Genomic DNA, 21,292 nt, shown 5'->3' on the forward strand with positions numbered 1-21,292 from the left:
TATGCCCATTTCTTCTGATTCAGGAGGTCTGGGCACTTTTTTCCATAGATGCCCAAATCTAGATCTAATTGCATAGCCGTAACCCTTTCTAGATTTAACCGAAGATGATGCTTTCGTAGTATAAATCTATCGTTATTTTTAATGATTAAATTGCCTTAATAAATTAACTTTAGAAAATGAAAAACACTCTTTTGGAAGAAGTTCACGTTGACCTTTTAGTAAAGGTATTTCGAAACGAAATCAGTGACACACCTTTTGTAGTTAAAAAATTCAGAGTAGGCAATTCTGACTATCTAGAGGTTTTGGATTATCTTGAGACCAATACATATATTACAAATCAGACTGATGTTTATCATCTCAAAATTGAAGCCTTGAGTTTAATCTGTGACATGGAGCCAACGGCAGCTCACTATATTGAACAAATGAAACCGATATTTAACATGTTGGTTCATACATACCGCGCCGAGCCAGATTCAATTCTGTATCTACGAGATATAGAGCAAGAGTTCCATTATCCTAGAGTGCTCATTAATCGTTTTGCTGAATTCTTGTATGACTTGCCATTTTTTGGGGGCAGATCTACGGATCTTTCTTTGGAAGACGCATATGTGATGCCTTCTGAGTCGATACTCAAATATCGCACTATGGCTGATGCTATTGAGAAGGTGAAAAGTCGGAGAGAACCTCTCAAAAAGCAAAGAGTCGAGGATTACTATCGTATTCAACCAGCACTGGGCGACTTTTCATTTCTACTTCATACAAGGATCGCTCAAATACCTCTAAAACTCTATCATGACGGTTATTTGCGAGAGGCTGTGCTGAATTCTATGATTGCTCTGTTTGACTTTATTCGCGAAAGGAGCGGCCTGCAGGAGGACGGAAGCACCTTAATTAACGAAGCATTCTCAATAGATAAACCTTGTTTAGTTTTCAGCGATATACACACAGAATCCGGAAAGAACGATCAAAAAGGTTTTATGCAGATATTAAGAGGGGCTTATCAGGGTATTAGGAATCCACAGGCACATACTTTAGATCATGATCTGACAGAGGTAACAGCAGCTCAATATCTGGTGTTTGCAAGCATGTTGATGCGAAAAATTGAGGAAGCTCAATTAGTTTCACAAGAATAATTTAAAAAAGCATAGAACCCACTAACATGGGCTCTATGCAACTTGGAGATTCAATGATGTTATTACTTAAAGGACCAGGTCAGGCCCAATCCTGCTTGCCAGGTACTCGCTGAAACGGAAGTGAAGCCAATTGTTTCACGGTTTTTAAGTGCGAATGCAACATGTGTGTCCAAGGCGAGAGACTCGGTAAGAGCATAGCCAAAGCCTGCAGTTACTTGATCCTCCCAGATTGGTTCAGCATTGGTTGCCTGGAAGTACTGCACTAATGATGGATTCAGCGTTAAGGTACCTACTGGTGAGCCCATAGATGTCACCCCAGCAATTGAGGATCCAACATTTCTCTTAATTGGATCACGCGCATGGGTGTAACCAAGGCGCCACTTCGCAGCACCTGTTTTCAGTTCACCACCCAGGGCAAAAATAGTTTGATCGCGGAAGATGTCTTTGTACAAATCTGCTGAAGACCAGTCTTTATAAATCACATCAGCGCCGATGCGCAGATTGCCATCCAAAAGAGAGTTGTTCGATACACCAATTGCAAATTCCTGTGGTTGCTCAACATTGACGTCCCAGAAGTTACCCTTGCCTGGAGCAATAGCAGCACCATTGTCAACGACGTTGTCGTATTTGATTTTCAGAGGGCTTCTGTAGTACGCGCCCAAGCTTGTAGACTCTGTGACATCGTATTTAGCACCAAACGTACCTCTTACGCCAAAACCATGGCTTGAGGCAGTATTTGAAGACAGGCCCATTTGCAGATAACCATTCCCGATAGTAACTGCGCCACCTAAAGAAAGGTTGTCAGTCAACTTGTAACCTAAGCCTACATTGGCAGTGAATACCAGTAATTCTGAGTCTGGATTGAGGCTACCTGGTTTATCACGGAAGTCTGAACCGATGCCTGACTGAACTGTTAAACCCAAACCAGCAACCATTTTGTCACTGAAGGCTTGCGTTACCGCTACCGTTGGCACCAGGTAATTAGTTGCTTTTGACTTGCCGCTCCAAGGCACGCCTGTATTACCGCCGTTATGGCTAGCTTTAACATCTGGTTTATAGAAGGTCGCTCCGAAGCTGAATTTGGTACCTTCATTGTATTGAGTAAGCGTTGCAGGGTTACCAAAAACCGCAGCTGCTGGTTCGATTGAGTGAGCAATTGAAACGCCTGCTACACCCCCTGCAGCTGGCAGCATTGTATTGTTCAGATCAGTACCATAGTTTGCTGAAAAGGCTGTGCTTGATACAAAAAGGCCCGCTACCGCAAATTTAATTGGTGAAGCTATTTTTTTAATTGTACTTAACGTACGCATACTTTCTTCCCTCCTGGAATTGGCTCAACTACATAGAGTCAAATGGCCATTGGTTAATTGTTAATCGTTACCTTACAAATATGTAACTAGCTGTTAGCAGCTGGGCTTACATAGCAATTGATAGGCCAACCGGCGCAAGCGATTGAAATTAAGCAACTAATTAACAAATATCGGTAAAACGGCTGTTTGGGGTAAAGGAAGAAAAATGCCAAATCTGGCATAGTTTTTTTGTGAGAGGGAGGGAAAGGGACATTTTTGTCCCTCTTGGTTTGCGTAGTTGTTAGATATTGGCGATTGCCCTGGATTTCGTTTGTAAATAGACGCAAAAAGGAGCGGCAATAATAAAAATGTCCAATAGCATGTCGGCCTTTATAAGGCCTATTTCTGTGAGGAGAAACCCTTGGGCAATGTAAAACTCGTTGAAAGATTACGATTTGGAAATTGAATCGATCAACAGCTTCTTATAGAGGGTTAGTGAACGGGTAATAGACTTGGGGTCGCCACTAGCTTTAGCTAACAGCAAAGCGCCTTCCAAGGTGGAAATGTAAAAATCACTCCAGGTCTGAGCGTCTATGCTTTGACCCGTTTGTTCAGCAACCTTATTGAACATCTCAATGAGTTCTTTGCGCCAAGTAGCAAAATGCGTTGAAGCAATCTCAAAAAGGGCTTGATTACTTTCAGCCAACTCCATAGTGAATATGGCAAGCATGCAACCCTGTTGCAGCTTTGGGTCTTGGTAGGAAAGGATTGCGTGATCAATATAGCCTTCCAGGAACTCAACCGCATTTGTTTTTGCATGATAGGGAGCTATAGCTTGTCGCTCTTCCACATCAGCCCAGAACTTTGTTAATACCGCCTCGCCTAATGCTTCCTTATTGGCAAAGTGATGAAAGAAACCACCTTTAGTAATACCTGCAGATTGGCAGATGGCATCAACTGTCATTGCTGCATAACCGCGACTCATTATTAAATCTTGCGCACCTTCGAGGATGCGAGCCTTGGACGCTGCAGCTGCTTCTGCTTTAGTTGTAGCCATCGTAGGTTCTCCAGAATTAGTTCTTTGGGGTATTGACAAATAATACCATAATAATAACATACCAACCGGAAGGTATGTTATTAAGGAGCAATTAAATGCGTGTAAAACAAATATCATTGATTTGCAGTTCAATTTTTGCGCTAACTCTATCTCTCGGAGCAAGTGCTGAAGCTATCGATAAATACTGGGGACAAATGGAGAACGATTATTTCCCTAATAAGCGGCTACAAGAGTCGGATTCAGTCCAATTAACGGCGCCTCGTCGCGCTGAGAGTGGTGCACAGGTACCATTCTCTTTCAAAATTAATCACCCCATGACAAATGGAAGCTATATCAAGGCAGTTTCAGTCATTGCTGACGCAAACCCAGTGCCATTAGTTGCGGTTTACCACTTTACCCCAGAGTCTGGAAGTGCCGAAATCAATACAAGAATTCGTCTTGAGGTTGATTCATTTGTCCATGTGGTCGCAGAAACGAGTGATGGGCAGTATTTGATGAACAAAATCGCAATACGTGCGACGGGAGGTTGTGGCGGTTCAATCGGTGATGATGAAGCAGCTGCTAAGCAAGCTGCTGGGAAAATGCGGTTATCTGTTTCACCAGAGGCTAATGACCAGAACATCGTAATGGCTCGTTTGTTGATCAAACATCCGATGTACACAGGTCTTCAACGCGATCTGGTGTCACAAGGATTCAGGCCCGCATTTTTCATCAATAAAATTATCGCGAAATTCAATGACAAGATTGTCATGGATGCCGACACGTTTATTGGTATGAGCGAAGACCCAAATATTCAATTCCCCCTGAAAGCAAATGAGCCGGGCAAGCTTATCGTGGTGATTAAAGATAACGAAGGCGGTACTTTTACTTCTTCAACAGATGTAGGTATTAACTGAGCTAAAAGTAGCATACTAAAATAGGGTTTACGGTGTCTGCTGCCTGAGGAAATCAAAATGATATCTAGTCGTTTATTAGCATTTTTGATTGCCTCAATCATATCTTCCTCAATTCAAGCTGGGGAAGCAGGCACTGTAAACTTTCTGATCAAGTCCATAGCAAATTCTTGCAGCTCATGCCATGGGGTCAATACTCTAAGTGATTCAGTGATTCCTGGTATCGCAGGATTGGATCAACGATATTTCATTTCCAAAATGACCGAGTACCGACAACAAAATCAACCAGCGGAGTTAAGAGTGCCGCATGCCAAAGATGTCACTGAAGAAGAAGTTGTTCAGCTAGCTGCTTTCTTTGCGCAAAAGTCTCGTGCATGTCCATATTACCAAACTCATCCTGCCGGCAAATTCGCCGAATAAAGTCTCAATAGTTCGACCTAAGGGCTTATCAAGCCTAGCAGCAGCCTGATCAGTGTCTGCAGTTCTACTTCGTCTCATTTTTGGGTGATATAACCTGTTTAAAAGTGGACAAAATACTCTCTCTTCTCTGCATTTTCATAAGCCTTTGAGTGTTTGCCAAATTTGACAATCTGCATGTCAGATCCGACATATGGGTGTCGTTTTTGACACTCTTACCTGTAGTCGAAAAGGCAATCAACCGCACGTATTAGGATTAATTCACTACAAAACAAGCATTTATCTACCTTGGCATCAGTCTTGCTGAAAAGGAACGCCGATTTACCGGGAAGAGGTACAAATCCGCAAATGTTTTAAGCGAAGTACAAATTAAAAATCTAAATGAATCGACCAAGGAGGGTTTAAGAATGTCTCAGGAGTCAGTAAAACAAGCTTTAGGTAGTTTGATCGAAAACATTAAAACAAATCCAGCTGCATCACGGGTAGTTTTCCGTGCTTCAACAAAATTAGAAGAGGATGTTCGTTGTTCTGCAACGGTTCGTAACTTCCCACCATTAACCATTGATGAGCCGCCAGATCTGGGTGGTGGTGATCAAGGCATGAACCCAGTGGAACTGGTTCTTGTAGCACTGGGCACTTGCCAGGAAATCATGTACTCAGCTTACTCTGCAGTCATGGGTATCAAGCTGGATGAGTGCAAAGTAGAGGTCAAGGGGTATCTGGACCTGCGGGGCCTGCTGAGCATCGACCCTGCCATCAGTGCTGGTTATCAACAAATCTCTTATACAACTACGCTCCGTAGCTCTGCAGATCCTAAAGCAATTGAGCAGTTGATTGAGGTTGTTGAAGGACATTGTCCAGTTATGGATATTTTAGCCCGTGCTCAAAAGGTAACTGGCCAAACAACTTTGAATGGTAATCCCATTCATTCGCTTGCTTTAAATCAATAAACCCCATAGAGCTCACTGGCAATAGTGAGCTTCTCGTATCTACATGGAATGAAATATGGAAATTCTAACCTCTAAACAAATGGTTGCATTGGCGAAACAAGACATTCAAGAAGTTGATGTCAATAAAGCGAATGAAATGATCAAAGATTCTAAGACTTTGATAGTGGATGTTCGTGAACCTGGTGAGTTTGCTGAAGGGCACATTGCAGGTGCAGTTAATGTCCCTCGTGGCGTTCTGGAATTCAAACTGGATCCTGAGAATTCCAAGGAGCTTGAACATTTACAGAAGAAGGATTTGCCAATGCTGGTGTACTGCAGATCCGGATCACGCAGTGCACTTGCAGTTCAGTCCATCCAAAAGCTTGGTTATAGCCTGGCCGTTTCCATGATTGGTGGAATGGAGCAATGGAGTAAAGACGGCTTGCCAGCGACCTGTAAATAAAAACTACATAAATAATATCAGGAGGGTTTGTATGAGTTTAGCTAATGATTGTTTGTATCACATCGAGCACGCATGGGTGAAAAGAATCGAGGGTGATGACGTGTTAATCGGTGTATCCGATTTTGCACAAGATACATTAGGTGACATTGTGGAGGTATACCCTCCAACAGTTGGTAGCACTATTTCTCTTGGTGTCCCATTCGGGTCACTGGAATCTCGAAAGACAGTTTCTGACCTTATTGCGCCTGTTAGTGGCGTAGTAATGGAGGTCAATAAAGCACTCATCTCAGAGCCATTTTTGATCAACGATGATCCTCATGGCAAAGGCTGGATTGTTAAAGTCAAAATGTCTAATCCAGGCGAGCTTGATCTTCTGATCGATGTTGACGGCTATAAGGCAGCCGTTGGAGTTTAACTAATACAAAGCCCATTATTTCCTAGCTGAATGATGGGCTTTTTAAATGGTTGGAAATAATGAGGCCAATGACAGAAATCAGGGAGACAGGTGAATCCAAAACAGCTCGGATTCCAATTAAGATTATTCCCGAATCCCGACTTAAGAAGCCAAATTGGATAAAGATGCATCCAATCCAGGGGCCAAAGTTTATGGAGGTCACAAATCTGCTTCGAGAGCAGAGTCTTGTGACTGTTTGCGAACAGGCATCTTGTCCAAATATCGCGGAGTGTTTTAGTAAGGGTACTGCCACATTCATGATTTTGGGTGACCTTTGTACTCGTCGTTGCCCCTTTTGTGATGTTCCACATGGACGGCCTAAACCCCCAGATCAACTAGAACCATTACATCTTGCTGAAGCGATTCAAGTTCTAAAGCTGAAGTATGTCGTTATTACTAGCGTGGACAGAGATGACCTACTAGATGGCGGGTCGCAGCACTTTATGGAGTGTGTCAAATCTGTAAGGGATTTAAACCCACAAGTAACTATTGAGTTACTTGTCCCGGATTTCAGAGGACGGCTGGGAGTGGCGATAGAGAGTTTGAGCCAACATCCTCCTGAGGTGCTTAACCACAATCTTGAAACGGTACCTCGCCTATATAAGCAGGTTAGGCCTGGAGCTGACTATCTTCATTCGCTAAGTTTGCTGGAGAGTTATAAGGCAGGCAATCCACAAGTATTAACCAAGTCAGGGTTAATGGTCGGGTTAGGCGAGACCGAAGGAGAGGTCCTGGATGTAATGAAAGACCTGCGGGACCATGAAGTGGACATGTTGACGATTGGACAATATCTACAACCTAGTGAGCACCATTTGCCAGTGAAAGAATATATAACTCCTGAAAAGTTTGAATTTTATACAGAGAAAGCAAAAGAGTTTGGTTTCTTGCATGCGGCTTGTGGGCCCATGGTTCGTTCGTCTTACCACGCTGATAAACAAGCCTCACCATTAATAGGCAATCAAAAGGCAACAGCGGATTTATAAACAAAATGATCAGAGGAAAATAAATGCATAAAGTAGAAACAAATCATACACCAGATGCAATCCAAGCAGATGTATTGGTTCTTGGCGCTGGACCGGGTGGCTATACGGCAGCTTTTCGTGCGGCAGACTTAGGACTCCGAGTTGTGTTAGTTGATAAAGGGGATGCTCTGGGCGGCACGTGTTTGAATGTTGGTTGCATTCCGTCCAAGGCATTACTTCATGCTGCGAAGGTACTGACAGAAGCAGAAGAAATGAGTGCACACGGAATCAAGTTTACGAAGCCAAGTATTGATCTGGACGCTCTCAGGAATTGGAAGTCAAACAATGTTGTGGATCAATTGACTGGAGGTTTAAATCAATTGGCCAAGCAACGTTCAGTTCAGGTCATTCAAGGTAAAGGCACTTTCATCTCTTCTCATGAGTTGAAAGTCCAAACCTCTGATTCAGCTACTCAAATCATCAAATTTACGAATGCGATTATTGCTGTAGGTTCTTCACCAGCAATTTTGCCTGGTGTTCCAAACGATCCTCGCATTATGAATTCGACAAAGGCATTAGCATTAGAAGACATTCCAGAGCGGTTGCTTGTCGTGGGTGGTGGGATTATCGGTCTTGAGCTCGGCACAGTATACGATGCACTTGGTTCACGTATCACCATCGCTGAACGCTCTCCTACTTTGATGAAGGGAAGTGACAAAGATGTCATTCGGCCACTACATCGCCGCATGTCCAAACGTTTTGAAAAAATCATGGTGAACACCGTAGTAGATCACGTCACCCCTAAAGAGGATGGCATCCATGTGGGTTTCTCTGGGGACAATAATATTGAAGATGAAGTCTTTGATAAAGTGCTTGTTGCGATTGGCCGTAAGCCAAATGGTCATTTAGTTGGAGCAGAACATGCCGGTGTCTATATTGATGAAAGAGGATTTATACCGGTAGATAAAAGTATGCGTACCAATGTGCCTCACATCTTTGCTATCGGTGACGTCGTGGGCAATCCAATGCTTGCCCATAAGGCTACCCATGAAGGCAAAATTGCTGCCGAGGTTATTGCAGGCCACACCACTGAGTTCACTGCATCTGTTATTCCATCAGTCGCATATACAGATCCCGAGATTGCTTGGGCAGGTATCACTGAAAATGAAGCCAAAGAACGTGGTATCGGTGTTGAGGTTGCTTCTTTCCCTTGGGCTGCGAGTGGGCGGGCGATGTCTATCAACCGCACAGAAGGCATGACCAAACTGATCTTTGACAAGTACACCAATCAGTTACTAGGTGCTGCAATTGTAGGTACCAATGCCGGTGAGCTCATTACTGAAGCGGTGTTGGCGATCGAATCTTCTATTAAAGCTTGGGAAATTGGCCAAACAATCCATCCGCATCCAACGCTTTCTGAAACCATTTGTTTCGCAGCAGAAATGAATTTGGGCACGATTACTGACCTGTACGTTAAAAAGCAGAATAAGGCCGCCTAACCACTTGAGATGGCATTCGTCGTCGGATGCCATCCAACTCTGAGTCGATGTCATTATGAATAGCAAATCGGTTGTCTTAAGTTCTGGGGAAAGGGGGATGGTTAATGAGCAATATCAAGCTTTTGATTGGACATCCTCTGACACTATCCACTTGCCAGTCCCGGAAAACTATCAGGCGTATACCGTAGACCACATTCCATTTGGGGCAAATACCAAACAGGCCTTCAAATTGGTTTCCTTGGAGACGCTTGGAGCATTATTTTGGTTAACCTCCAGGCAACAGTTTTCAGAGAAACACACTATGCGCCATTACCAGCGCTTGAGACCATGCTTTGAAGAGTCTAGTGTTTATCCGATACAGATGCTGACTTGGAACCAACGAGAGCAGGTTTTACGCAGATATAACCCTTTTAACCATACCCTTGAGGCGGTGACGCGATTAAGCCCCAAGCCTCTGAGAAGCTTATATAGAGCGGTTGATATTCAGGAAGGCGAGTTAATTATGCTTGTAGCTGAGCCTGGTAAAACCCCATCGTATATTAGTGGTGGTGAGAATCAGGTTTGGAGAGACACCCACGTTATACAAGGTTACCTTTCATTAGCTGCAGAAATGCTGGGTTTGAACTTCACCTCAATAGCGATGACAGGGCAGACCCTTGTATACCAGCTAGATAGCTTTGGCAGACTGCATGGCGTCGGAATGAATGTTGTTGGATCTAAGCAATCGTAATACTTTAGTTGCATAAATACCGACCGGATGGTATGTTTACGGTGCAAGCTAATTATTCAATCTGATGAGGGGTAAACTTTAATGACGACACAACAAGTGATAACGATCGAGATTTGGTCTGATTTCATTTGTCCATGGTGTTGGATTGCCAAGCGGCGCCTTGAACAAGCACTTGAAAAGTTTGAGCACAAAAATGCAGTCGAGATCATTTATAGAGCGTTCAGGCTGTCTGTTAATGCGGCGCCAGAATCATTTACTAGTGCTGTGGCCCAAAAGTTTGGAAGTGAAGCTAGAGCAAACAAGCTTATGGGGATGGTGGCAGAGCAGGCGGCAGTTGAAGGCTTGGTTTATGACTTCGAAAGCATGCTTTTTGGGGATACGTTGCAAGCACATGCATTGGTGAAAGCAATCATTGATCCAAAACGTAAGGAAGCTCTTGTAGAGCTGCTTTATGAGGAGTCAACATCAAATGGAAAGTCTATTTTTGATAAAGACTCTTTGAGGGCAATTGCAATCAAAGCTGGTATTTCAACAGTGGTGATTGACGACGCCTGGCAAAACAAAAGGTTGGAAGCCCTTGTATATCAAGATGAAGCAGCATCTTCAAGATATGGAAGTAGTGTTCCGCTGTTTGTGTTTGATGGACGTGTCGTGGTGTCTGGTGCTCATCCTGCAGAAACTATTCTGGAGTCGTTGAATTCATTAAAAATCTCTCAGCAGCTCTCCAGCCAGGAAGGCGCACAAGTGTGTGACCTAAATGGCTGTGATTGAATGATTAGGAAGCATTTCAATAGATATTGAAGTATCTATTGAAATAACCTCTGTTAACAGAGATTCCGATAAATGAAACAGGAGAAACGAAAATGATGGACTGGGAAAATTATAGAAACGAGCTGATGGGTCGCATTGGTGATTTGGGTAAGTTGTCTCCAGATACTGTTGGTGGATACATGATGGCTAGTAAAGCCGGGTCTAAAACAAATAATCTGGATGAGAAAACACGTCAACTGATCTCAATGGCTGTAGCGGTCACAACACGCTGTGACGGTTGTATTACTGTTCATGCGGAAGCTGCCGTCAAAGCCGGTGCAAATGAGGCGGAAATCGCTGAAGCATTGGGAGTTGCAGTTGCGATGAACGCAGGTGCAGCATTGGTATACTCAGCGCGTGCTTTAGACGCTGTGAAAAGTGTAACCAAGTAAGAGAGTGATCACCAGGCACCAAGGGTGACTGGTGAGTTTATTGCTGAATCATAATAATCTGAAAATCTAGTAGAAGCTAAAATTGGATATGGGAAATCAAAAAGTACAACGAATGATTGCAAGGATTGCCATGATGGCAATGCTTTTGATCAGCCTCGTGCCTACTTTGAGTATCGCATTTCCAATGCATAACCAAACAAGTTTCATCCAACAAGTTTGCTCTTCTACTCAAGGCACTAAAGTAATACAGGTGATTACTACCCAAGGTAAACAAATTTCCACTTTTATTAAATACAAGCCATCTGAAAAACCAATTTCACTAGATCATCACTTAAACCATTGTCCGTTTTGCCATATCTCGGCCGATCAAGTGGTTGTGCCTTCACAAAATCCTTCATTTGTATTATTTCAACTTGCACAGACCAAGATTGCATTAAGTAGCTATAAAGCTCCTGTCGTATCAAACTTCAAACCTACAGCGCATACAAGCCGCGCTCCCCCTCGATTCTTCAGCTAGTTTTCAAGCAGTCGTTCTTCAGATAAGCGAGATCAGGTCACTCCTTCCATTGGCGTGTCATGCGTATCTGCAGGCGAAACCGCTTGTTAACTCAACCTTAAAGCACACATTTCGTGCTGACCGGATTATTTTTGGCTGAATATTTACTCCTAATTTACAGGAAATTATTCAGTTCATTTGATCCGCCTAAATGAAGCAAACAAGAGGATAGGTTAGATGAAAAAATCATTAGTTTTGGTGGCATTTTTTACGATGTCACAGAGCGCGTTTGCGCATTTAAGTTACACCGGTAGAGCCTTTGGGACATTCTCGGGGCTTGAGAATGCTAGTGCGACTATCAGTAATCAGGCTGTTTCTGGCAATTATGCGTGGGCCGATGCGGCTGACGGTAATTTGGGTGACAGTCACAAATCAAAAGCTTTTAGTTTCAGCTTATTAAATGATGCATGGGTAACTTTCTCGGTGATAGCAAACCCATCCGCTACAGCTAGCTCCGTAGACGGATTGATCCCAGGGTTTTCTATTTACTCTGGTCTTGCGGCCTTAACTCCTTTTCCTGCACCTCAAACTAGCGCGGACTATGACACTTCTGCCGCATCGTTGGCATGGCGTAGTGAATGGGCTCAGGCAAATATTGGGCCTGGTTCTGACTTCAGTGCAACTAATGGCTCTTGGAATGCCATAGGCAGTTGGAAGATTGGTGGAGATGGGGATCCTTCAGGTGTTGAAAGTGCATTAACGAGTTTTACATATCAAGGCTCAGTGTCCTCAACTACACACTCTGTCACAGGCACCTTTTTCCTATCAGCAGGAGACTACAGCATCTTTGTAGGTGGTAATGACATTGCCAATAAATCCGATGTTTTGAACTCAGTCCGCAATTACGGACTTTCCGCCACGTTATCTGTTGCTGCAGTTCCAGAGCCAACTAGTTATGCATTGATGTTGGCAGGTCTTTCGTTCTTGGCTTGGCAGGTTAGGCGTTCCAGCAAGGCAACAGCACATTAAATCACTTACAAAATTTGGAGAATCGATATGAATACTATTAATAAATTATTGGCCACTACAGCCTTTTTAGCACTGAGCAATTCAGCCTTCGCCACGGTTGCAACTTACAACATTACAACCACTTGGTTTGAGCCAGACACCCAGCCTAAAAACACATATTTTGTGGGTTCATTTAACTATGACAGTACTACAAAAACCATCACTAGCTTAGCAGGAAAGTTAAGTGAGGCTATGACTGGATCAGTCAATTACAACGCAAGTACAGGTATCAATGGTGCCGACAATATGACTTGGTTGAGTTTGAACTACCAATTGGTTTCTTGGTATGACGCCTCCTTGGGAGGTACTTTTGCAGCAACTTTCAAAAATAACAGTACAAATACCTTTTGGACAGGAGCCGGTGGAAATGGATGGAGCCCAGCATCCGGAGTGGCCGCTGGCGGTATCTACTATGGCTTTCCATCAGCAGGTGCTAATCCAGGTAATGCCTACGCCTTAATTTTCGTTCCTGATAATCCATTAACGGTACTGACTCAGGCTCAGATCAACAAACTGGCTTATGCAGATTGCTCAGCAGGTGGAATCATGGGTGCTTCATGTATGACAGGTACTTCAGCAAGTGGTTATGGTTCAGTTGGCACCATGAGTGGCTATCCACTTTCACAAGTTATCAGTATGACGACTGTTCCAGTACCTGAGCCAGAGACATATGCAATGTTATTACTGGGTTTAGCTTTTATGGGTCTGTCTTCCAGACAAAAAACCCTCAGTAGATAAATTAAGGAGGAATGCCGCGCCTGAGCTCAGGCGCGGTGACACATATGAAGACACACTCAAAATATCAACCGGTCAAACTAAGTGCTTCGGTGCAGCTTAGTGTCATATTTCTTACATTAGCTTCATCCCCCTCATATGCAGATACTGCTGAAGTATCTGCAGCGTTGGATATTCCTGTCGTCGAAGTCGAGGGCGTAAGGGCACACTCTGTTCCGTTGTCAGGTAAAGAAATAAGTGAGCGAGATATCAAGACGCGTAGCTCCACCACCTTGGACACTACGCGTTTGTTAGAGGATATTCCTGGGCTGACTGTGAATGAGGCCGGTGCGATCTCCGCTTTACCAGCCATACATGGGTTGGCAGATGAAAGGTTGAAGATTCAAGTAGATGGTATGGACCTATCTGCAGCATGTCCAAATCACATGAATTCTATTCTTTCATATATTAATCCCGTAAAAGTTGGGAGTGTCAAAGCCTTTACTGGAATCACACCGGTGAGCGAGGGAGGGGATAGTATTGGTGGGACGATACAAGTGTCCTCGTTAAGTCCAGTCTTTGCTGAGGTGGGAAAGCAGCTTATAAATGGGAGTGTTGGTACCTTCTATAGAAGCAATGGGTATGCACATGGTTGGAACGCTTCCGCAGGCTTTGCTACCGATCAACTGAGCTTCCAGTACTCAGAGTCTCATCTGAGCTCCTCAAATTATAGGGCAGCGAAGAATTTCAAAGATGCAAGTACATGGGCGCCAGTTTTACGTAATGGTTTGGAGAAAACAGATTTAGATGAGGTCGGATCTAGTTCGATATCAGGCTCGGTTAACAAGTCTCTGGATATGGCTTTCAAACGTGATGGTCATTTATTCCAATTAGGGATTAGTCAGCAAAGCGTAGGGTTCGAGGGATTTCCGAACCAGCGTATGGACATGACCAATAATGAAAACACGTCCTTCAATTTCAGATATACAGGTTTGTTTGATTGGGGTGACTTGAATCTCAAATTGTTCCGGCAGCGAGTTAAGCATGCCATGGATATGTCATACGAGCGAAGTTATGCAATGCCCGCTATGCCCATGCTCTCTGAGTCACAGACCGAAGGGGGTAGTCTTACTGCATCACTTCCGTTCTTGAATGACCATCTTTTCAAGGTGGGAGGAGATTTCAAACTTTATAAATTAGATGATTGGTGGCCGCCGGTTCAGGGGATGGGACCTGGCGCAATGTGTTGTAATAATTTTTGGAATGTCAGAAATGGCAAACGTGACAGGGTAGGGATCTTTGCTGAGGTAGAAAGCAATTGGACTGAAGATTGGGTTACTTCACTTGGAGTGCGTACAGATATGATCAATGCTGATGCAGGTAAGGTTCAAGGATATAGCGCCGGTCTCTATCAAACTGACGCAAATACTTTCAATGCTAAGAGCCAAGGTCGGCGAGATCAGAACTATGATTGGACTGCGTTGGCTCGCTATACGCCTGATCGTACACAATCGTATGAGCTTGGATTGGCTAGAAAAAGCAGATCACCTAGTGTCTATGAGCTTTATCCATGGTCCTCATTCACGATGGCGGCCCTAATGAATAATCTTGTAGGGGATGGGAATGCATATATAGGCAATATGTCACTTGATCCTGAGATAGCTCACACAGCTAATATTTCAGCCGATTGGCATGATGAAAATCGTTCGGTATGGGCAGCGAAAGCAAACGCCTATCTGACTTATGTAGACAATTATATTGACGCTGTAAGATGCACATTAGCCAGTTGCGGGGCAGCCAATACGACCAAGACTAATGGGTTCGTAACACTGCAATATGAAAATCACGCAGCGAAATTGTATGGCTTGGATTTATCTGCTTATCGGGTACTAGCAAATGATGGTCAACTTGGTCAATGGACTGCAAAGTCAATGATTGGGTATGTGAGAGGTGAAAACACCAGGACCGGTGACAATCTGTATCACATCATGCCACTTAATGGCCGTTTCACTTTAGAGCATAAGCTAGGTGGGTGGACATCGCAAGCAGAGGTGCAGATGGTTTCTGCTAAAACTCATGTCTCAGCTGTTAGAAACGAAACAGAAACCGATGGCTATGGTTTGTTGAACTTGAGGACTAGCTATAGCAATAAATTCATGAAGGTGGATTTAAGTCTGGAGAATGCTTTGAATAAGCTTTATTACTCGCCGTTAGGGGGAGCTTATCTTGGCCAAGGGTTTTCTATGACGTCAGGGATTATTCCATGGGGAATTAATGTTCCTGGCATGGGCCGGTCTGCCAATGTTGCGGTGACGTTCTTCTATTGAGTTCTGCATGCAGATGCCTATTTTGTTTTTAAAAGATAAATCAAAATGAACGTACAACTCGGGCTAAGAGAGAATTGGAAACAATTTTCTCTTTTAATACTCATCAATGCCTTCGTGGGGGGCATGATTGGTGTTGAACGAACTGTTGTCCCTTTGATAGGTAAAGTGGAGTTTCATATTGAGTCAACGACTCTAATCACTTCATTCATTATCAGTTTTGGGTTGGTCAAAGCTTTTGCAAATTTAATCTCTGGGCAACTGGCAGATTATTGGGGGCGTAAGCAAGTATTAATCTTGGGGTGGATGTTCGGTTTACCTGTCCCATTTCTAATCATTGCTGCGCCTTCCTGGAATTGGATTATTGGTGCAAATATCTTGCTGGGTTTAAGCCAGGGGTTTGCTTGGTCTATGACTGTCATAATGAAGGTAGATTTGGTTGGCCCAAAGGGTAGGGGAACAGCTGTAGGCTTAAATGAGTTTGCAGGTTATTTTTCAGTCGGAGTAACTGCACTTGTTACCGGATATCTTGCAAGTAGTTATGGCTTACGTCCTGTCCCAATACTGCTAGGTGTAGTTTATGCGGTGGCTGGCTCGTTGTTAACCTTGTTGTTGGTACGAGATACAAGTGAACACGTAAAGCTTGAAGCCAGGATTAATCCAAAACAGACCTCATCTATGACATTCAAGGAGGTGTTTCTACTCACCTCTTTTAAGGATAGGAATCTCTTTGCCGCATCTCAAGCGGGAATGATCAATAACCTAAATGATGGAATGAGTTGGGGAATCTTGCCACTGTTCTTCAATACCTTTGGTTTGAGCGTGGCTAATACTGGTTTACTCAGGTCAATACACCCAATGGTCTGGGGCATAGGCCAGCTTGTCACCGGACCTCTCAGCGACCGATGGGGTAGAAAAGGCCTGATTGTGGTTGGTATGTGGATACAAGGTATTGCGCTGATTCTGACCGCAGTGACAGATAAATTTGAATACTGGTTTCTTGCAGCCATGATGATGGGTATTGGTACTGCAATGGTTTATCCAAGCCTAATCGCGGCAGTCTCAGATGCTTCACATCCAACCTGGAGGGCTAAGTCTCTGAGTGTCTATCGGTTCTGGCGTGATCTAGGATATGCGATCGGTGCTCTTTCAGCCGGAATCATGGCTGACCGCTTTGGATTCAGTTTAGCGATTACTGTCATAGGCGTTGTGAGCTTGATTTCAGGAGTCGTGGTGGCCTTCAGGATGCAGGAGCGTTAATTGGTTTGTTGCTTTGAGTCAAATCGATACCTATGACCTGAATGTCATCGTTATTGGAAAAATAGGCTTAAAGCAAAACGGCGATCACCGTTTTTACTTTTCCTGAAGGCTGGGATGCAATATAAGCAGACTAGTAATTATATGGGTGCAAATACATTGATTAACATTTATCATAATCATACTTACCTATCAAAATAGGTTCATCGGCGTTAGGTAAATTTTTGACGTACCTAAAAAGAATGGAAGACCCATATGGGAGGGGATATGAATCGATTTACTTTGATGGTATTTCTGATTTTAACATTTAGCTGTTTAGTATCTAATGCGCATTCTGGCAGAACTAATAAGCAAGGTTGTCATCATGATAAAAAAGCTGGTACTTACCACTGCCACTAATAATAAAGAGGTTTAAAAAAGAAGAAAGAAAAACTAGATTATAAAAGGCTCTATAACTGTAGCTGAGTTTGCGAAGCGTAGAAGTCTAAAATAAACTTCCAAGTGTCATAAAAAATTAAAAGCTGAAATAAAAATAAAAGGGGAGCGACAGGGTGGCTATTCAAAGCTTCCGATTAGTGATGAGGTGCAAGCGTTGTCAATGGAATCTGACAGCGCCTCAATCTATTTGCAAAAAATGTGGAATAGCCCCTGCCTACATTATCAAACGCGAAATTGATTCAGAGATTTCCTACATCTGCAAAACATGTAATAACTCAATAATTCATAGTCACGTACCTCAACATTGTATTCAATGTGGGTCATTAGCTTATGACTGGTGGGACTATGATGGTAGTAACTGGTTAGCTCCTAATTTAACCCTGAAAAGAGACATTAAGGGAATCTGGCTTATCGGAGAGTTTGAAGGCGATTTCGTCGGTACACTTTCAAACACAGGGATTCCAAATGTCCTGGCTGTAAAAGAGAATTACCATCGAGACTACGACATAAAGATAGCCCGTGGCCATCTAATCAATTACAAATTCACTGATAGGCGTCCAAATCTCCCAATCACGGCCGATCCCAAGCCAATCAGACAAGACTTCAGCAATTCTATATTAGTAAAAGATTTGAATTCGGAAGACTATTTGCCGGCAAATCTTGCCGATTTAGTCATCTATGATTGGCAACGAATTTCTGAAAAAGAATTTTTAGATCAAAATAAAATCGCTGGGCATATCAAAGGTACGTTGTGCGCTTGCTTGGTTAAAGAAGAAGAGTTTGAAAACGCGGTAAATTCTCCGCCAGAAATACAAAATATCCCTGCAATTGCGGCTGCATCAGCGACTCAAACATCAGTGCCGCAAGAGCAGACACTGACAGATGGTTCTGCACCCTCGACTAATACCCCGGGAATATCAGGTAAAGGCCCCACTCCACCATTAGCACCCCGTTCAGATAAAGATGAATTTGAGACTGATACCCTTAAAACTGGAGGCGGGGGGGTGCGCAATATTTTGGCGAGGAGTCGCGTTGAGGAGTGTTGGCTATGCAATAACATTTTGCTTTCGATACTGACCTTTTATCTTTTCTTCTACTTTAGGTCTGATGGGGGCTGGAAGGATTTCTTCTGGTGCCATCTTGTACAAGCCTTATTCTTCTTTTTCTCGACCAAAGCAATTTGCATACTTGGAGATATAGTCCAGGAGCGAGGTTTGACCATACGGGATGCAGTACAGAAGAAAAAATTCAGAAGTTTTCTAATTGGAGTATCGCTGTTTAGTTTATTGGTGGCATTCTCAAATGCTAAGCAGCATGCTTGTTATGACCTTTCGTCATTTGGAATTTGGGAAGCAATAATTCTCGTCAGTTTTATTCTTTCAGCATTCATTAGAGATTGTTTTGCAAAAACTGCATTAGCCATCGCCTTTGCATTGGCGGTCATGTTGACTATGAGTTGCACAAAACCCAAATGCGACATTAGTCATCCTGAAAGTTCAAGCCATAGTGATAAAAAACATTCTGTTGCTTCTCAGCTCATGAATACTAAGAAAGTGGTTGAGAATACTGTCGTAGAGCAGACTGCAAATTATAGTGAAAATAAAGTCAAATCTTTAACTGGGTCAAACGCCTCAAATAAGAAAGTTACTGCTGGCGACTTAAAATCAAATCCAAATGTTTTAGATGATTGTAATACCAGTGTTTACCTGGGTGAGTTGGGCTTATTCGAAAGAAACAGTTTCGTTATCAAAGAAACGGCAATTACAAAACTTGAACAACTAGCCTCCTGGATGGCCGAGCAGGACAAGTCGAAAAAATTCATTATCACTGGTCATGCAGATCAAACTGGGGAGACGTTTGAAAACGGAATACCAAACCCCGCTGGTTATGCCAGAAACATGAGATTGAGTAAGCAGCGAGCAAATGCTGTTGCAGAATGGATATTGGATAACGAAAACATTAACTCTGAGCAGTTAATTGTTAGAGGTGTTGGTAGCTCTGAACCACTAACAACTGATCCAGATCCTGAAGCTCAGAAAATGAATATTAGGGTTGAGCTTAAAGGCAATTGTGAAGCAGATACCAAAGGTGACCAGTAAATGTTATTTCATAAGACTAAACCTTTAGTGGAATTAAAGCTTGCTCATCCTAAGCTGATCTTTGGTCGGCAACTCACTTGGGTCAACGTTCATATTCGAGGCAAATGTAAGGTCGTTATTAGTTCGAAAAGTCATCCTCAATGGAAATCTGTAAAGATCAAATCACCTGCAGTTAACACCGCGATGATAGCGGTACCTATTGGTGCGCAATTGGTAATTAAAACCAGCACATTATTCAGTAGTAGTAAGACATATTTCGAGGTGGCTAAAGCTGATTGGAAGCTCACACCGCCAAATATGCCAAAAGTGGCTTTAAAGCCAATCGAAGCGGCAAAGCAAATATTGTTGGAATGGCGAGAATTTGTTTACAAATTAAACAGAACTAGGTCGAACAAAGCTCTAAGAAACATTCGCAAAGTATCAATGAAGCCAAGATTCATCAATATGCGAGTATCAAAGGCTAAGTTTAGCAATGAAGCATTAACTAATGAGCCTTCGGTTCATTAATGTATTAGCAACAGTTAATAAACACTTGAAAACCAAGGGGAGTGAGAATGGCTGCAGTTGAAACTTCTGATCCAAAAGATTTGGACAAATACGATTATAAATGTGAAGCAGGGAAAATCAGGCAGTTCCTGTGGTTCTGCGCCGGTATTGATGAGCAACTCATCAGAAGATGCCCACATTCAGAACGCGTCAAAGCAGAAGGTATCGGAGGGGTGATCTTAGCCACCTCTGTTCTTGCATTCTTGTCTGGATCATATGCCTTTTACACAGTATTTGGCCCTAAGATCAGTTATGCACTAACTCCTGAGCAACAGGTATCGGATCCCATGAGTGTCTTGTGGGCGATTGTATGTGGCATTGCTTGGGCGTTGGTGATTTTCAACCTGGATCGTTTCATCGTTACTTCCACAGGGCATGGTGATGGTACTGAGAAGATTACGTGGGATGAACTGATCAATGGTCTTCCTCGTATCGTGATGGCTGTATTCATCGGGATATGTATCTCTGCGCCATTGGAAATTAGAGTCTTTCAATCTGAAATCAATGCTGAGTTAGAAGTTAGACAGACGGAACAAACAAAAAAATATGATGAAGGCTCAAATGCCGGTTTTGCAATGAGAGAAGCGGATCTAAACGGGCGGAAACAAGAAAAACGTGAAGAGCTTCAGAAGAAAGAGTCCAGATTAAATGGCGGCCTTCTGGATATCAAAAATCAACGGAAAACCTTGGAGGATGAGGCTGGTGGTAATACTAAAACTGGAACGGCAGGCCGTGGTCCGGCGTGGCGTGACAAAATGGCCAACCTAGAGAAAATGGAAGCTGAACTTCAAGAAGAGAAGCCGAGATTAGAGCAAGACATTAGTCACTTAAAGACAGATATTGCTCAACTGCAGACTGAACTTACGCAACTGTCAGAAGAAAAGACTAAGGCGCATATGGAGAATACGCGCCGTGCAGTGAATATTGATGGTCTGGGAAATAGGATCAATATTGCTCATGAGCTGTTTCCAACCTCTTCGAAGCTGCTAATGCTTTTACTGATTATTATTGAGGTCACTCCAATCTTCATCAAGATGATGTTTATTAGAGGTCCATATGACCTGCTAAGTGAAAACCAAAATAGGATTGTGACAGCTAAGTTTGGCATTGAAGAGTACCCATTGATTCAAGCAGGCCAGAATCTCTCACCGATAGGTGCGGTATCACCCAACTTCCATCAAGCGAAAATTATTGAGGAGTATGAGGTAGCCACTTTGGCCGCCGAACGTGAGTTATCTAAAACTGCACAAGAAGCATACTTAAGAAAGATGAAACGCGACATTCAGGCAAATCCTGAAAAGTACTTTACTGAAAACAGTTAG

22 protein-coding genes are annotated in these 21,292 nt (G+C 43.1%); 20 read left to right on the plus strand and 2 right to left on the minus strand.

All coding sequences use genetic code 11. The features are described 5' to 3' along the window. Window positions 1-176: 176 nt before the first annotated feature. Entirely contained in the window at window positions 177-1,133 is a 957-nt protein-coding gene (locus ACIDE9_RS00465; RefSeq protein WP_219884575.1) for a TIGR02391 family protein, read from the plus strand. A 62-nt stretch (window positions 1,134-1,195) separates the two neighbouring features. Here the strand turns inward: ACIDE9_RS00465 and ACIDE9_RS00470 are convergent, their stop codons facing one another. Both ACIDE9_RS00470 and ACIDE9_RS00475 read right to left on the minus strand, forming a co-directional pair. After that, complete coding sequence (locus ACIDE9_RS00470) at window positions 1,196-2,443, minus strand: OmpP1/FadL family transporter (RefSeq protein WP_106288053.1); 1,248 nt, start codon at window positions 2,441-2,443, stop codon at window positions 1,196-1,198. 427 nt (window positions 2,444-2,870) lie between these two features. Further along, window positions 2,871-3,479 carry a TetR/AcrR family transcriptional regulator gene (locus ACIDE9_RS00475; protein ID WP_181256653.1) on the minus strand — a complete coding sequence of 203 codons (609 nt, stop codon included), beginning with the start codon at window positions 3,477-3,479 and terminating at the stop codon, window positions 2,871-2,873. A 95-nt stretch (window positions 3,480-3,574) separates the two neighbouring features. On the opposite strand from ACIDE9_RS00475, the gene ACIDE9_RS00480 reads away from it, so the two are divergent. The 19 genes from ACIDE9_RS00480 (at window position 3,575) to ACIDE9_RS00570 (ending at window position 21,292) form a co-directional block, all read left to right on the plus strand. After that, window positions 3,575-4,375 (plus strand): quinoprotein dehydrogenase-associated SoxYZ-like carrier, encoded by an 801-nt coding sequence (locus ACIDE9_RS00480; protein ID WP_106288051.1) that lies wholly within the window; start codon window positions 3,575-3,577, stop codon window positions 4,373-4,375. 57 nt (window positions 4,376-4,432) lie between these two features. Beyond that, the gene (locus tag ACIDE9_RS00485; protein WP_106288050.1) at window positions 4,433-4,792 is read left to right on the plus strand and encodes a c-type cytochrome; all 360 of its coding nucleotides are present in this window, start codon (window positions 4,433-4,435) and stop codon (window positions 4,790-4,792) included. 404 nt (window positions 4,793-5,196) lie between these two features. Further along, on the plus strand, window positions 5,197-5,739 hold the full coding sequence (locus ACIDE9_RS00490; protein ID WP_411991935.1) for an OsmC family protein: 543 nt from the start codon (window positions 5,197-5,199) through the stop codon (window positions 5,737-5,739). 55 nt (window positions 5,740-5,794) lie between these two features. Then, entirely contained in the window at window positions 5,795-6,181 is a 387-nt protein-coding gene (locus ACIDE9_RS00495) for a rhodanese-like domain-containing protein (RefSeq protein WP_106288048.1), read from the plus strand. 31 nt (window positions 6,182-6,212) lie between these two features. Beyond that, entirely contained in the window at window positions 6,213-6,596 is a 384-nt protein-coding gene (locus ACIDE9_RS00500; RefSeq protein WP_106288047.1) for a glycine cleavage system protein H, read from the plus strand. Between the two features lie 68 nt (window positions 6,597-6,664). Further along, window positions 6,665-7,618, plus strand: a complete 954-nt coding sequence (gene lipA, locus ACIDE9_RS00505) for a lipoyl synthase (protein ID WP_106288046.1) — start codon at window positions 6,665-6,667, stop codon at window positions 7,616-7,618. A 23-nt stretch (window positions 7,619-7,641) separates the two neighbouring features. Further along, the gene (gene lpdA, locus ACIDE9_RS00510; protein ID WP_106288045.1) at window positions 7,642-9,096 is read left to right on the plus strand and encodes a dihydrolipoyl dehydrogenase; all 1,455 of its coding nucleotides are present in this window, start codon (window positions 7,642-7,644) and stop codon (window positions 9,094-9,096) included. 97 nt (window positions 9,097-9,193) lie between these two features. Then, entirely contained in the window at window positions 9,194-9,826 is a 633-nt protein-coding gene (locus ACIDE9_RS00515; RefSeq protein ID WP_106288044.1) for a hypothetical protein, read from the plus strand. An 81-nt stretch (window positions 9,827-9,907) separates the two neighbouring features. Beyond that, the gene (locus ACIDE9_RS00520; protein ID WP_106288043.1) at window positions 9,908-10,597 is read left to right on the plus strand and encodes a DsbA family oxidoreductase; all 690 of its coding nucleotides are present in this window, start codon (window positions 9,908-9,910) and stop codon (window positions 10,595-10,597) included. 92 nt (window positions 10,598-10,689) lie between these two features. Next, window positions 10,690-11,028 carry a carboxymuconolactone decarboxylase family protein gene (locus ACIDE9_RS00525; protein WP_106288042.1) on the plus strand — a complete coding sequence of 113 codons (339 nt, stop codon included), beginning with the start codon at window positions 10,690-10,692 and terminating at the stop codon, window positions 11,026-11,028. Window positions 11,029-11,116: 88 nt separating this feature from the next. Then, window positions 11,117-11,545 carry a DUF2946 domain-containing protein gene (locus tag ACIDE9_RS00530; protein ID WP_219884574.1) on the plus strand — a complete coding sequence of 143 codons (429 nt, stop codon included), beginning with the start codon at window positions 11,117-11,119 and terminating at the stop codon, window positions 11,543-11,545. A 216-nt stretch (window positions 11,546-11,761) separates the two neighbouring features. Continuing rightward, window positions 11,762-12,553: a PEP-CTERM sorting domain-containing protein gene (locus ACIDE9_RS00535; RefSeq protein ID WP_106288041.1), complete on the plus strand. Its 792-nt coding sequence runs from the start codon at window positions 11,762-11,764 to the stop codon at window positions 12,551-12,553. Between the two features lie 27 nt (window positions 12,554-12,580). After that, window positions 12,581-13,330 carry a PEP-CTERM sorting domain-containing protein gene (locus tag ACIDE9_RS00540; protein ID WP_106288040.1) on the plus strand — a complete coding sequence of 250 codons (750 nt, stop codon included), beginning with the start codon at window positions 12,581-12,583 and terminating at the stop codon, window positions 13,328-13,330. Window positions 13,331-13,374: 44 nt separating this feature from the next. Next, window positions 13,375-15,633: a TonB-dependent receptor plug domain-containing protein gene (locus ACIDE9_RS00545; protein ID WP_411991938.1), complete on the plus strand. Its 2,259-nt coding sequence runs from the start codon at window positions 13,375-13,377 to the stop codon at window positions 15,631-15,633. A 45-nt stretch (window positions 15,634-15,678) separates the two neighbouring features. Next, the gene (locus ACIDE9_RS00550; protein ID WP_106288038.1) at window positions 15,679-16,890 is read left to right on the plus strand and encodes an MFS transporter; all 1,212 of its coding nucleotides are present in this window, start codon (window positions 15,679-15,681) and stop codon (window positions 16,888-16,890) included. 282 nt (window positions 16,891-17,172) lie between these two features. Further along, complete coding sequence (locus ACIDE9_RS00555; protein WP_106288072.1) at window positions 17,173-17,286, plus strand: YHYH domain-containing protein; 114 nt, start codon at window positions 17,173-17,175, stop codon at window positions 17,284-17,286. Window positions 17,287-17,438: 152 nt separating this feature from the next. Further along, the gene (locus tag ACIDE9_RS00560) at window positions 17,439-19,424 is read left to right on the plus strand and encodes an OmpA family protein (protein ID WP_146131538.1); all 1,986 of its coding nucleotides are present in this window, start codon (window positions 17,439-17,441) and stop codon (window positions 19,422-19,424) included. Next, window positions 19,425-19,931 carry a hypothetical protein gene (locus tag ACIDE9_RS00565; RefSeq protein ID WP_106288036.1) on the plus strand — a complete coding sequence of 169 codons (507 nt, stop codon included), beginning with the start codon at window positions 19,425-19,427 and terminating at the stop codon, window positions 19,929-19,931. 47 nt (window positions 19,932-19,978) lie between these two features. Then, on the plus strand, window positions 19,979-21,292 hold the full coding sequence (locus tag ACIDE9_RS00570) for a DUF4407 domain-containing protein (protein WP_106288035.1): 1,314 nt from the start codon (window positions 19,979-19,981) through the stop codon (window positions 21,290-21,292).

The organism is Methylophilus sp. 'Pure River', from assembly GCF_046765995.1.
Lineage (GTDB): Bacteria > Pseudomonadota > Gammaproteobacteria > Burkholderiales > Methylophilaceae > Methylophilus.